A 13438-nucleotide genomic window follows, 5' to 3' on the forward strand; every position below is an offset into this window, starting at 1 on the left:
CCATGACCGATCCGGCACCCGCCACCACGCCGGCCGCGAAATCCGCCGAACCCTGGCGCACGCGGCTGATCCGCACGCTGCTGTACGGAAGCAATGTCGACCGCGCCGCGAAGGCGCGCGCGCGCGTCGGTCTTGCGATCCTCGCTTTTGCCGCGGTCTATTGCGTGCTGGCCGGACGGCTGGTGCTGTTCGCCGTTGGTGCCGACAGCCATGGCGCGCGGCGCACCGCCTCGCAGGACGCGATCGCCACCGCCAGGCCCGACATCACCGACCGTAACGGCGAAATTCTTGCCACCGACGTCAAGGCGCCGAGCCTGTTCGCCGAGCCGCGCCGCCTGATCGACAAGGACGAGGCGATCGAGCTCTTGACCGCGGCCTTGCCCGACCTCGACAACAGCGAAGTGCGCGACCGCCTGTCGTCGCGCAAGGGCTTTGTCTGGCTGAAGCGCGAGATCACGCCGAAGCAGCAACTCGACATCCACCGCCTCGGTCTTCCCGGCGTCGGCTTCCTGCGCGAGAACAAGCGCGTCTATCCGACCGGCAACGAGGTCGCCCACCTGATCGGTCTCGTCAACATCGACAACCAGGGCATCGCCGGCATGGAGAAGTGGCTGGACAGCAACGGTCTGGCCGATCTGCATCGCGCGGGCTTCGCCACCGACAGGCTGCAGAAGCCGGTGGAGCTGTCGGTCGATCTGCGCGTCGAGCACGCGCTGCGCGACGAACTGATCAAGGCGAAGGAGAAGTTCAAGGCCAAGGCCGCTTCCGGCCTCGTCTCCAACGTGCGCACCGGCGAGATCGTGGCGATGGTGTCGCTGCCGGATTTCGATCCGAACAATCCGAAGGAAGCGCACGATCCCGATCGCATCAATCGCCTGACCACCGGCGTCTACGAGATGGGCTCGACCTTCAAGGCGTTCACGCTGGCGATGGCGCTGGACAGCGGCCGGTTCGATCTCAACTCGATGTGGGATGCGCGCGGCCCGCTGCACTACGGCAAGTTCGCGATCCATGACGATCACAACATGGGCCGCATGATCAACATGAAGGAGGTGTTCTACTATTCCTCCAACATCGGCGCCGGGCGCATTGCGCTCGCAATGGGCGTCGACGCGCACAAGGCGTTCCTGCGCAAGATGGGGCAGCTCGAGCGGCTGCGCACCGAATTGCCGGAGAGCGCCTCGCCGATCGTGCCGAAGAAGTGGGGCGAATTGAACACCGTCACGATCTCGTTCGGTCACGGCATCGCGGTGGCACCGCTGCAGGCGGTGATGGGCATCGACGCGCTGGTCAATGGCGGCTACCTGATCCCGCCGACCTTCCTGAAGCGCACCGAGCAGGAAGCGATGGCGCTGGCCAAGCGCGTCATCAAGCCCGAGACCTCGGACAAGATGCGCTATCTGATGCGGCTCAACGCCGAGATCGGCACCGCGAAGAAGGCCGACGTCAAGGGCTACTACATCGGCGGCAAGACCGGCACCGCGGAGAAGGTGATCAACGGCCGCTACGCCAAGAAGCGCGTGCTGAACGCCTTCACCGCGATCCTGCCCGCCGACAATCCGAAATACCAGCTGCTGATCATGCTCGACGAGCCGCAGCCCCTGAAGGAGACGTACGGTTTCATCACCTCGGGCTGGAATGCGGTGCCGACCGGCGGCAACGTGATCGCCCGAATTGCGCCGCTTTTGGGCGTTGAACCGCGCTTCGACCTGCCGCCGTCCGACCGCCTTATTCTTGCGGCATCCAGAACAACCCAGTAAGGCGTATCATCACGCGGCGCCAGAACGGCGCCGGCCAGACTGGAAGATCATGAGACTTCGCGACCTCTTCAGCGCCGATGCCACGATCGATCCGAGTGCCGACACGATCGTTGTCGGAGGGCTTGCGGTCGACAGCCGCGCGGTGAAGCCGGGCGACCTGTTCTTTGCGCTGGCAGGCAGCAGGACCGACGGCGCGCGCTTCGTCGATGCGGCGATTGCCGCCGGCGCAGTCGCGGTCGCCAGCGACCATCTGCCGCAAGGCCACGGCCGTGTTCCGTTCGTCATCACGCCCAATCCGCGCCGCGCGCTGGCGCTTGCCGCCGCGAAATTCTTTTCCGGCCAGCCCGCGACGATTGCGGCGGTGACCGGCACCAGCGGCAAGACCTCGGTGGCGGCGTTCACGCGCCAGATCTGGCAGCGGCTCGGTCACTCCTCTGCGAGCATCGGCACCATCGGCCTCGTCTCGGACAAGCGCACCGTCTACGGCTCGCTGACCACGCCCGATCCGATCGCGCTGCATCGCCAGCTCGACGAGATCACGGGCGACGGCGTCACGCATCTAGCCTTCGAGGCCTCCTCGCACGGCCTCGACCAGTATCGGCTCGACGGCGTGCGCATCGCGGCCGGCGGCTTCACCAATCTGTCGCGCGACCACATGGATTATCATCCCGATGTCGCGCATTACCTGAATGCAAAGCTCCGGCTGTTCCGCGATCTCGTCGCCGACGGCGGCACCGCCGTGATCTCGGCCGATCATGACTGCTCGCGAGAGGTGATCGATGCAGCACGGGCGCGCGGCTTGCGTATCATCACGGTCGGCCGCAACGCTGACCTCACCGAGGGCATCAAGCTCACGAACGCTGCGATCGAAGGCTTCGCCCAGCAGCTCGCCATCGAGCACCGCGGCCGCAAGCACGCGATCCGGCTGCCGCTGGTCGGCGAATTCCAGATCGAGAATGCGCTGGTCGCCGCGGGCCTTGCGATCGGCACCGGCAGCGCCGCCGATGACGTGTTTGGCACGCTCGAACATCTCGAAGGCGCCAAGGGTCGGCTCGAATTCGTCGGCGAGCACAATGGCGCGCCGATCTTCGTCGACTACGCGCACAAGCCCGATGCGCTCGCCAAGGCGCTGCAGGCGCTGCGGCCCTATGCGAAGCGCAGGCTGGTCGTGATCTTCGGCGCCGGTGGCGACCGCGACGCCGGCAAGCGTCCGATCATGGGCGCGATCGCCGCCGAGAATGCCGATCACATCATTGTCACCGACGACAATCCGCGCAGCGAGAAGCCGGAGGCGATCCGCGCCGCGATCATGGTAACCGCAAAGGGCGCGCGCGAGATCGGCGACCGCGCCGCCGCGATCCGCGCCGGCATCGCCGGCCTCGAGCCGGGCGACGCGCTGGTCGTGGCCGGCAAGGGCCATGAGGTCGGGCAGATCGTCGGCAGCACGACGCTGCCGTTCAGCGATCATGAAGCGGTCGCGAATGCATTGGCCGAGGAGGGCGCATGAGCACGATGTTGTGGACCTCGGATGCGATGGTGCAAGCGATGCGCGCCGCCACGCAAGGCGCATTGCCGGAGGGCGTCACCGGTCTCTCGATCGACAGCCGCACCATCGCGCCGGGCGATGCGTATTTTGCCATCAAGGGCGACGTCCATGACGGCCACGCCTTCGTCGCGGCGGCGCTGAAGGCCGGCGCCGGGCTCGCGGTGGTCGAGACCGCGCAGCGCGAAAAATTTCCCGCCGACGCGCCGCTGCTGGTGGTCGATGACGTGCTCGCCGGCCTCGTCGAGCTCGCGCATGCCTCGCGGGCGCGGCTCAAGGCGCAGATCATCGCGGTGACCGGCTCGGTCGGCAAGACCTCGACCAAAGAGGCGCTGCGGCGCGTGCTGTCGGCGCAGGGCGAGACGCACGCGTCGGTCGCGTCGTTCAACAATCATTGGGGCGTGCCGCTGTCGCTGGCGCGCTGTCCGGCGAGCGCGCGCTTTGCGGTGTTCGAGATCGGCATGAACCATGCCGGCGAGATCACGCCGCTGGTCAAGATGGTGCGGCCGCATGTTGCCGTCATCACCACGATCGAGCCAGTGCATCTGGAGTTCTTCTCCGGCATCGAGGCGATCGCCGACGCCAAGGCGGAGATCTTCGCAGGGCTGGAGCCCAATGGCGCCGTCGTGCTCAACCGCGACAACGCCCAATTCGCGCGGCTGCAGAAGCAGGCGAAGAAGGCCGGCATCTCGCGCATCGTCTCGTTCGGCGCCGACAAGCGCGCCGAGGCGCGGCTGATCGACCTGTCGCTGCACGCGACCTGCTCGGCGGTGCATGCCGATATTCTGGACCATGACATCACCTACAAGATCGGCATGCCCGGCCGCCACATGGCGATGAACTCGCTCGCGGTGCTCGCGGGCGCCTCGCTGCTCGGCGCCGATATCGCGCGCGCGGCGCTGTCGCTGTCGCAGCTCGAGGCGCCGACCGGCCGCGGTCTTCGCCGCACGCTCGAGGTCGGCCATGGCGAGGCGACGCTGATCGACGAGAGCTACAACGCCAACCCGGCCTCGATGGGTGCCGCGCTCAACGTGCTCGGCCAGGCCCAGACCGGGCCGCACGGCCGCCGCATCGCCGTGCTCGGTGACATGCTCGAGCTCGGGCCGACCGGGCCCGACCTGCACCGCGGCCTCAACGAAGCCGTGACCGCCAACCGTATCGACCTCGTATATTGTTGTGGTCCGCTGATGCGGAATCTGTGGGATGCCCTTTCCACCGGCAAGCGGGGAGGCTATGCCGAGAGTTCGGCGGCGCTCGAAGCGCAGGCGGTCGCCGCGGTCCGTGCCGGTGACGTGATCATGGTGAAGGGCTCGCTGGGATCGAAGATGAAGCTCATTGTCAGCGCGCTGGAAAAACGCTTCCCCGACAAGGCCGCGCACGAAGAAGCGGTATAGGACTTTTTGAATGTTCTACTGGTTGATCGAACTGTCCAACACCGTTCCGGGGTTTGGGGCATTCCGCAGCGCTCTGAACGTGTTCCGCTACATCACCTTCCGCACCGGCGGCGCGATGGTGACCGGCGCGCTGTTCGTGTTCCTGTTCGGGCCCTGGATCATCGATCATCTGCGGCTGCGGCAGGGCAAGGGCCAGCCGATCCGCACCGATGGTCCGCAGTCGCATTTGATCTCCAAGAAGGGCACGCCCACCATGGGCGGGCTGATGATCCTGTCCGGGCTCGTGGTGTCGACGCTGCTCTGGGCCAACCCGCTCAATCCCTATGTCTGGATCGTGCTGGCGGTGACGCTCGGCTTCGGCTTCGTCGGCTTCTATGACGATTATCTGAAGGTCACAAAGCAGTCGCACAGCGGCTTCGCCGGCAGGCTCAGGCTCCTGATCGAGGCGGCGATCGGGCTCGCCGCCACCTACGCGCTGGTCCGGCTCGGGCGTGACGTGTCCTCGACCTCGCTTGTGATTCCGTTCTTCAAGGACCTCGTGATCAATTTCGGCTGGTTCTTCGTGATCTTCGGCGCCTTCGTGATGGTCGGCGCCGGCAACGCGGTGAACCTGACCGACGGCCTCGACGGCCTTGCCATCGTGCCGGTCATGATCGCAGCCGCGAGCTTCGGCATGATCTCGTATCTGACCGGCAACGCGGTGTTCTCGGATTACCTGCAGATCAACTACGTCGCCGGCACCGGCGAACTGGCGGTGCTCTGCGGCGCGGTGCTTGGCGCGGGCCTCGGCTTCCTCTGGTTCAACGCGCCGCCGGCCTCGATCTTCATGGGCGACACCGGCTCGCTCGCGCTCGGCGGCATGTTGGGTGCCACCGCGGTTGCGGTGAAGCACGAGATCGTGCTCGCCGTGATCGGCGGCCTGTTCGTGCTGGAGGCGGTCTCGGTCATCGTGCAGGTCACCTCGTTCAAGCTCACGGGAAAACGCGTGTTCCGGATGGCGCCGCTGCACCATCATTTCGAGCAGAAGGGCTGGACCGAGCCGCAGATCGTGATCAGGTTCTGGATCATCTCGGTGATGCTGGCACTCGCCGGCCTTTCCACCCTCAAGCTGCGCTGAGCGCCATCATGGTTCCGGTCACCTCCTTCTCGGGCAAGACGGTCGCAGTCTTCGGGCTCGGTGGCTCCGGGCTCGCGAGCTGCCACGCGCTGAAGGCCGGTGGCGCGGAGGTGGTCGCGGCCGACGACAGTGCCGACAACGTCGCCAAGGCGGCGCAGGCCGGCTTCACCACCGCTGATCTGCGCACGGTGTCGTGGGCGAATTTCGCCGCGCTGATCCTGACCCCCGGCGCACCGCTGACCCATCCGGCGCCGCACTGGAGCGTGCTGATGGCGCGCGAGGCCGGTGTCGAGGTGATCGGCGACGTCGAACTGTTCTGCCGCGAGCGGCGCCGTCACGCACCGAACGCCCCGTTCGTCGCCATCACCGGCACCAACGGCAAGTCGACGACCACAGCGCTGATCGCGCATCTGATGAAGGTGGCAGGCTACGACACCCAGATGGGCGGCAATATCGGCACCGCGATCCTGTCGCTGGAGCCGCCGCGGATGGGCCGCGTCCATGTCATCGAGATGTCGTCCTACCAGATCGACCTTGCGCCGTCGCTCGATCCCTCGGTCGGCATCCTGATCAACATCAGCGAGGACCACATCGATCGCCACGGCACGCTGGCGCACTACGCCGCGGTCAAGGAGCGGCTGGTCGCGGGTGTGCAGCAGGGCGGCACCGCGATCGTCGGCGTCGACGACGGCTGGTGCCGCGACATCGCCGACCGGCTCGATCGCGCCGGCAAGCGTGTGGTGCGCATCTCGGTGAAGAACCCGCTGCCCGACGGTCTTTATGTCGAGCACGAGAGCATCGTGCGCGCCTCGGGCGCGGCGCGCAGCGAGATCGCGCGTCTCGGCGGCATTGGCTCGCTGCGCGGCCTGCACAATGCGCAGAACGCCGCCTGCGCCTCGGCCTGTGCGCTGGCGATGGGGATCGCGACCGATGTGTTGCAGAACGCCCTGCGCAGCTTCCCGGGTCTGGCGCATCGCATGGAGCAGGTCGGCCGCCGCGGCAACGTGCTGTTCGTCAACGACTCCAAGGGCACCAACGCGGATGCCGCCGCGCATGCGCTGTCGTCGTTCGCCGACATCTACTGGATTGCCGGCGGCAAGCCGAAGGCCGGCGGCATCACGGGCCTCACCGGCTATTTCCCGCGCATCCGCAAGGCCTATCTGATCGGCGAGGCGGCGGCCGAATTCTCCGGCACGCTCGGTGACCGCGTCCCGCATGACATGTCCGGCACGCTCGACGTCGCGATCGCCGGCGCCGCGCGCGATGCGGAAGCGTCGGGGCTCGCAGAGGCCGTCGTGCTGCTGTCGCCGGCGTGTGCGTCGTTCGACCAGTACCGCAATTTCGAAATCCGCGGCACCGCCTTCCGCGACATCGTCCAGGCGCTGCCGGGTGTGAAGCCGGTGGTGTGAGAGCCTGCAGAATTGTAGGATGGGTAGCGTAGCGAACCCATCAGATCGCGCCACGCATTCGCTGTCGTCCCGGCCTAGTGCGCGATTGCGCACGGGGACCCATAACTCATCGTCGTCCTGGCGAAAGCCAGGACCCATTACCCCAAATCTCAATTGTTGCGCGACGCTGGGGCCGCCATCCTCTTCATCATTGAATGCGGTGGTTATGGGTCCTGGCTTTCGCCAGGACGACGGCTGTGTGAGGCGACCGCATGCCCGGATGGCGACACCGGAGGCGCCGCGGGCCTCCCAATCCACCTCCCTCAAAAGTTACCGATCCCGTTAATCCCTTGGAAACCATCCTGCGCCACGAATGAACGTTATCTCTGCCATCTGGGGACGCCCATGCTCGCCCGTGACCAACGCACCCCGTTCTCGGACTGGTGGTGGACCGTCGACAAGCTGCTGCTTGTGGCGATCGCCGCGTTGATGCTGGCCGGCGTCATCCTGTCGCTGGCGGCGAGCCCGCCGGTCGCGACCCGGATCGGGCTCGATCCGTTCCACTTCTTCAACCGCCACGTCATGTTCCTGGTGCCGTCGCTGATCGTGCTGATCGGGGTGTCGTTCATGACGCCGCGGCAGATCCGGCGCACTGCGCTGATCGTGTTCGCGGTCTCGATCGTGCTGATCGTGCTGACGCTGCTGATCGGGCCCGAGGTCAAGGGCTCGCGGCGCTGGATCACGTTGCTCGGCGTCAACATCCAGGCTTCCGAAGCTGCCAAGCCCTCGTTCGTCATCGTCGCGGCCTGGCTGTTTGCGGAATCGACCAAGCGGCCGGAGATGCCGGCAACCTCGATGGCGCTGGTGCTCTTGATGATGCTGGTCACGCTGCTGGTGATGGAGCCCGACTTCGGCCAGACCATGCTGATCCTCACCGTGTGGGGAGCGCTGTTCTTCATCGCGGGCATGCGGATGATCTGGGTGTTCGGGCTCGCCGGCGCCGCCGGCGCCGGCCTGTTCGGCGCCTATCTTTTGGTGCCGCACGTCGCGGGCCGCATCAAGCGTTTCATGAATCCGGCCTCCGGCGACACCTTCCAGGTCGACACCGCGATGGAAGCGTTCTGGAATGGCGGCTGGTTCGGGCTCGGGCCGGGCGAGGGCATCGCCAAGCGCAGCCTGCCGGACAGCCACACCGACTTCGTGTTCGCGGTGGCGGCGGAAGAGTTCGGCATCATCCTCTGCCTGATGCTGGTCGCGCTGTTCGGCTTCATCGTGATCCGCACGCTGACCCGCGCCTATGCCACCGAGGACATGTTCTCGCGCTTTGCGGCATCGGGGCTTGCGATCCTGTTCGGCGTGCAGGCGACCATCAACATGGCGGTCAATCTGCAACTGATCCCGGCCAAGGGCATGACGCTGCCGTTCATCTCCTATGGCGGCTCCTCATTCGTCTCGCTGGCCTATGGCGTCGGCATGATGCTGGCGCTGACGCGGCAGCGGCCGCGCACCGAGATCGAATCGATGGAAGGCGCCAGCGCTCGGCGCGCCTATGCATGAAGCTTCCCGTTGGCATTGCGAGGAGCGCCATGGATTGCTCCGCCTTCGCCAAGGCTTCGGCGGACAAGTCGCTTCGCTCGCAATGACGGTATAAATTGTAGCCATGGCTGAGTCCCCCCTGATTCTGCTGGCGGCCGGTGGCACCGGCGGCCATCTGTTCCCGGCCGAAGCGCTCGCCGTGGAATTGATCAGGCGTGGCCTGCGGGTGCGGCTAGCGACCGACGGCCGCGCGCTGCGTTACTCCGGCCTGTTCGGCCGGGAGAGCATCGAGCTGGTGCCGAGCGCGACCGTGCGCAGCCGCAACCCGATCTCGCTGGCGCACACCGTGCTGATGCTCGGCTACGGCACGCTGGTGGCCGCCAATGTGGTGCGCCGGCTGAAGCCGTCGGCCGTCGTCGGCTTCGGCGGTTACCCGACCTTGCCGCCGCTGATGGCGGCGCGGATGCTTGGCGTCCCCGGCATCATTCATGACGCCAACGCGGTGCTCGGCCGCGCCAACCGCTTCCTCTCCGGCCGCGTCAACGCGATCGCGACCTCGCTGCCCGGCGTGCTCGATCGCGATCCTGCGCTCGCCGGCAAGGCGACCACCGTCGGCACGCCGATGCGGCCGGCAATCCTCGCCGCCGCTGCGGTGAAATACACCCCGCCCGCGTTGAACGGCCCGCTGCGCCTGCTCGTCGTCGGCGGCAGCCAGGGCGCGCGGGTGATGAGCGACATCGTGCCGCCGGCGATCGAGCAGCTCGATCCCGCGCTGTGGAGCCGCCTGATCATCACCCAGCAGGTGCGCGAAGAGGACATGGCGCGGGTGCGCGCGGTCTATGATCGGCTCAAGATCGATGCCGAGCTCGCGCCGTTCTTTCCTGACCTGCCGGCGCGGCTGGCCTCGAGCCAGCTCGTGATCTCGCGTTCCGGCGCCGGTACCGTCGCCGAGCTCGCCGCGATCGGCCGGCCCTCGATCCTGGTGCCGCTGCCGGGCGCCATCGATCAGGACCAGTTCGCCAATGCCGGTGTGCTGTCGCAGGCGAATGGCGCGCTACGCATCACGCAGGGCGACTTCACGCCCGAAAGACTCGCGGCCGAGATATCGGCCTTCGCCGCCGCGCCCGAGAGACTGACCGCGATGGCGGATGCGGCGCGCAGCGTCGGCCGGCTCGATGCCGCCGAGCGGCTGGCCGATCTGGTTGCCAAGGTGGCCGGGATTTGATGCGCCAATCCGGCAGGAGGCCGGGGGAGACTTGATCATGACGGGTCTTTTGATCCACTCCGTCTCGGAATTCTCGGACCTGATCCTCGAAGCGCTGCGCGTGGCGGACGCGCGAGACATCGTCGAGATCGGAGCGGAGTATGGCGGCATGTCGGCGCTGCTTGCCGATCACTGCCGGGCCCGCGGCGGCCAGTTCACCAGCGTCGATCCGGCGCCGAAGCGCGAATTCCTTGATTGGGTGAGCGCCAATCCGGATGTGCGTCACGTCGCGAAACCCAGCCTCGATGCGTTCGGCGAGCTTGATGCCGTCGACGCCTGGATCGTCGACGGCGACCACAATTGGTACACGGTCTATCACGAGCTCCGGCAGATCGAGGCGATCAGCCGCCGTGACGGCAAGCCGGTGCTGGTCTTCCTCCACGATGTCGGCTGGCCCTGCGGGCGGCGTGACATGTATTACGCGCCCGGCCAGATTCCGGCTGAGTTTCGTCACCCGCACAGTTTCAACGCCGGCGCCACGCTGGATCGCCCGGCGCTGGTCGAGGGCCGCGGATTTCGCGGCGCGGGCTTCGCCGCATTCGCGAACGTCGCCGGCGGTGCGCGCAATGGCGTGATGACCGCGATCGATGACTTCCTGGCTGAGGAGCTGGCGCAGGGCAGGGAGTTCGGTTTTGCCGAGATCCCCGCCGTGTTCGGCCTCGGTGTGCTGTTCGATATGAACGCTGCCTGGAGTGGACAGCTTGCCGAGCTCGTGCTGCCCTATCACCAGAACAAGCTGCTGCGCGCGCTCGAGACCAACCGGCTGCGCAATTATCTTCGCGTCATCGAGATGCAGGACGAGTTTGCGGCGCGCGCCGTGCGGCCGGGAGCGGCGTAACCGCCGGCCGGGATGGAGATGTCCGTGACGTCAGATCACCAGCACTGGCCGGTAGCTGACAACAGCGACATTTCCGCGGCTGCGGGGTGGAAAAAGCCCTTGTCACGCATGGGAAAAGCGGGGCATCCAGTAGTCTGCGCGACCAATGTGAGGCGCACAGAGACGATGATATCAGGAACCGGATCATGAGACTGCCGCGCGAGATCGGACCCATTCACTTCGTCGGGATCGGCGGCATCGGCATGAGCGGCATCGCCGAGGTGCTGATCAATCTCGGCTACACGGTGCAGGGCTCCGACGCATCGGACAATTACAACCTCGACCGGCTGCGCAAGAAGGGCGCCAAGGTCTCGGTCGGCCACACCGCCGAGAACGTCGATGGCGCCGATGTCGTCGTGGTCTCGACCGCGATCAAGCGCGACAATCCGGAGCTGATGGCGGCGCGCGCGCGGCGCATTCCCGTGGTGCGGCGCGCCGAGATGCTGGCGGAATTGATGCGGCTGAAGAGCTGCGTTGCGATCGCCGGCACCCATGGCAAGACCACCACGACGACGATGGTTGCGACCTTGCTCGACGCAGGCGGGCTCGATCCGACCGTGATCAACGGCGGCATCATCAATGCCTATGGCTCCAATGCGCGGCTCGGCGCCGGCGACTGGATGGTGGTCGAGGCAGACGAGAGCGACGGTACGTTTTTGAAGCTGCCGTCCGATGTCGTCATCGTCACCAACATCGATCCCGAGCATCTCGATCACTTCAAGACCTTCGAGGCGATCCAGGACGCGTTCCGCAATTTCGTCGAGAACGTTCCGTTCTATGGTTTTGCCGTGATGTGCACAGATCATCCGGTGGTGCAAACGCTGGTCGGCAAGATCGAGGACCGCCGCATCATCACCTATGGGCAGAATCCGCAGGTCGACGCGCAGCTGCTGGACCTGACGCCGATGGGCGGCGGCTCGAAGTTCACGGTTGCGATCCGCGATCGCAAGTCAGGCGCGACGCACGAGATCGCTGATATCATGCTGCCGATGCCGGGGCGCCACAACGCGTCGAACGCGACGGCGGCGATCGCGGTCGCGCATCAGCTTGGCGTGTCCGACGATGTGATCCGCCAGGCCATGGCCGGCTTCGGCGGCGTCAAGCGGCGCTTCACCAAGACCGGTGAGACCAACGGCATCACCGTGATCGACGATTACGGTCATCATCCGGTCGAGATCGCGGCTGTGCTGAAGGCGGCGCGGGAATCCACCAACGGCAAGATCGTCGCCGTGGTGCAGCCGCATCGCTACACTCGCTTGCAGTCGCTGTTCGAGGAATTCTGCACCTGCTTCAACGATGCCGACGCGGTCGTGGTTGCCGACGTCTATCCGGCCGGCGAGGCGCCGATCGCAGGAATCGACCGCGACCATTTCGCCGCCGGCCTGCGCGCCCACGGTCATCGCAACGTTGTCCCGCTGCCGAACGCCGGCGAGCTCGCTAAGATCGTTCACGGCCTCGCGAAGTCCGGCGACCTCGTCGTCTGCCTCGGCGCCGGCAACATCACGCAATGGGCCTACGCACTGCCGGACGAATTGAAGGCGCTGGGGTGAGCGTGACCTTCCCCGACATCACGCCCGACCTGAAAGCCGCAATGCCGGAGCTGCGCGGGCGGCTGCTGGCGAACCAGTCGCTTGCGGAGCTGACCTGGTTTCGCGTCGGCGGTCCTGCGCAGGTGCTGTTCACGCCCGCGGACGAAGACGATCTCGCCTATTTCCTGAAGCGGCTGCCGCAGGAATTGCCGGTCTATGTCGTCGGCGTCGGCTCAAATCTCATCGTGCGCGACGGCGGCATGCCGGGTGTCGTGATCCGGCTGGCGCCGCGTGCCTTTGGCGAGACCAGCGCGGCCGGCGATGTCGTCACCGCAGGCGCCGCGGCACTCGACAAGCGCGTGGCCGAGACGGCGGCTGCTGCAAACATCGGTGGCATGGAATTCTTCTTCGGCATTCCCGGCACGGTCGGCGGCGCACTGCGCATGAACGCCGGCGCCAATGGCGGCGAGACCAAGGACGTGCTGATGGAGGCCACCGGCATCGGCCGTGACGGCACCAAGCACACGTTCGGCAATGCCGGCATGAAGTTCGTCTATCGCAACTCTGGCGTCGATCCGTCCATCGTGTTCACCTCAGCGCGCTTTCGCGGCAGGATAACCGATGCGGACGCGATCCGCGCACGCATGAATGAAGTGCAGATCCATCGTGAGACCGCGCAGCCGATCCGCGAGAAGACCGGCGGCTCGACCTTCAAGAATCCGCCTGATAGCAGCGCCTGGAAATTGATCGACGCCGCCGGCTGCCGCGGCCTCAAGGTCGGCGGCGCGCAGGTGTCGGAGATGCACTGCAACTTTCTGATCAACACCGGCAACGCCACCGGGCATGACATCGAGACGCTCGGCGAGACGGTGCGCGAACGGGTCAAGCAGACCAGCGGAATTGAGCTGCACTGGGAAATCAAGCGGATCGGGAATTCATTGTAGTCGTCATTCCGGGATGCGCCGAAAGGCGCAGGCCTCAGATGCGCAAGTTGCGCATCGGGGAATCCATAACCACGATCGGGAGTATG

General features: G+C 66.3%; 10 protein-coding genes. All 10 read left to right on the plus strand.

Annotated elements, in window-relative coordinates:
* Window positions 1–2 precede the first annotated feature (2 nt).
* The 10 genes from BraRD5C2_RS32505 (at window position 3) to murB (ending at window position 13352) form a co-directional block, all read left to right on the plus strand.
* Window positions 3–1760 (plus strand): peptidoglycan D,D-transpeptidase FtsI family protein, encoded by a 1758-nt coding sequence (locus tag BraRD5C2_RS32505; protein WP_223975694.1) that lies wholly within the window; start codon window positions 3–5, stop codon window positions 1758–1760.
* A 49-nt stretch (window positions 1761–1809) separates the two neighbouring features.
* A complete protein-coding gene (locus tag BraRD5C2_RS32510; RefSeq protein WP_223975428.1) occupies window positions 1810–3267 on the plus strand; it encodes a UDP-N-acetylmuramoyl-L-alanyl-D-glutamate--2,6-diaminopimelate ligase in 1458 nt (485 codons plus the stop codon).
* A complete protein-coding gene (locus BraRD5C2_RS32515; RefSeq protein WP_223975429.1) occupies window positions 3264–4697 on the plus strand; it encodes a UDP-N-acetylmuramoylalanyl-D-glutamyl-2,6-diaminopimelate--D-alanyl-D-alanine ligase in 1434 nt (477 codons plus the stop codon). The genes BraRD5C2_RS32510 and BraRD5C2_RS32515 overlap by 4 nt, the downstream gene beginning before the upstream one ends.
* Window positions 4698–4707: 10 nt before the next feature.
* Window positions 4708–5814, plus strand: coding sequence for a phospho-N-acetylmuramoyl-pentapeptide-transferase (gene mraY / locus BraRD5C2_RS32520; RefSeq protein WP_097674583.1), 1107 nt, complete (start codon window positions 4708–4710; stop codon window positions 5812–5814).
* A gap of 8 nt (window positions 5815–5822) precedes the next feature.
* Window positions 5823–7223 carry a UDP-N-acetylmuramoyl-L-alanine--D-glutamate ligase gene (gene murD, locus BraRD5C2_RS32525; protein ID WP_223975430.1) on the plus strand — a complete coding sequence of 467 codons (1401 nt, stop codon included), beginning with the start codon at window positions 5823–5825 and terminating at the stop codon, window positions 7221–7223.
* A gap of 384 nt (window positions 7224–7607) precedes the next feature.
* On the plus strand, window positions 7608–8759 hold the full coding sequence (gene ftsW / locus BraRD5C2_RS32530; RefSeq protein WP_223975432.1) for a putative lipid II flippase FtsW: 1152 nt from the start codon (window positions 7608–7610) through the stop codon (window positions 8757–8759).
* Window positions 8760–8862: 103 nt separating this feature from the next.
* A complete protein-coding gene (murG, locus tag BraRD5C2_RS32535; protein ID WP_223975434.1) occupies window positions 8863–9963 on the plus strand; it encodes an undecaprenyldiphospho-muramoylpentapeptide beta-N-acetylglucosaminyltransferase in 1101 nt (366 codons plus the stop codon).
* A 37-nt stretch (window positions 9964–10000) separates the two neighbouring features.
* Complete coding sequence (locus BraRD5C2_RS32540) at window positions 10001–10840, plus strand: class I SAM-dependent methyltransferase (protein WP_223975436.1); 840 nt, start codon at window positions 10001–10003, stop codon at window positions 10838–10840.
* Between the two features lie 185 nt (window positions 10841–11025).
* On the plus strand, window positions 11026–12429 hold the full coding sequence (gene murC / locus BraRD5C2_RS32545) for a UDP-N-acetylmuramate--L-alanine ligase (protein WP_223975438.1): 1404 nt from the start codon (window positions 11026–11028) through the stop codon (window positions 12427–12429).
* Window positions 12430–12431: 2 nt separating this feature from the next.
* Window positions 12432–13352 (plus strand): UDP-N-acetylmuramate dehydrogenase, encoded by a 921-nt coding sequence (gene murB / locus BraRD5C2_RS32550; RefSeq protein ID WP_223975696.1) that lies wholly within the window; start codon window positions 12432–12434, stop codon window positions 13350–13352.
* The last annotated feature ends 86 nt before the right edge of the window (window positions 13353–13438 follow it).

Origin of the sequence: Bradyrhizobium sp. RD5-C2, from assembly GCF_019972155.1 — a bacterium.
In the GTDB taxonomy this organism is placed as follows: Bacteria; Pseudomonadota; Alphaproteobacteria; order Rhizobiales; family Xanthobacteraceae; genus Bradyrhizobium.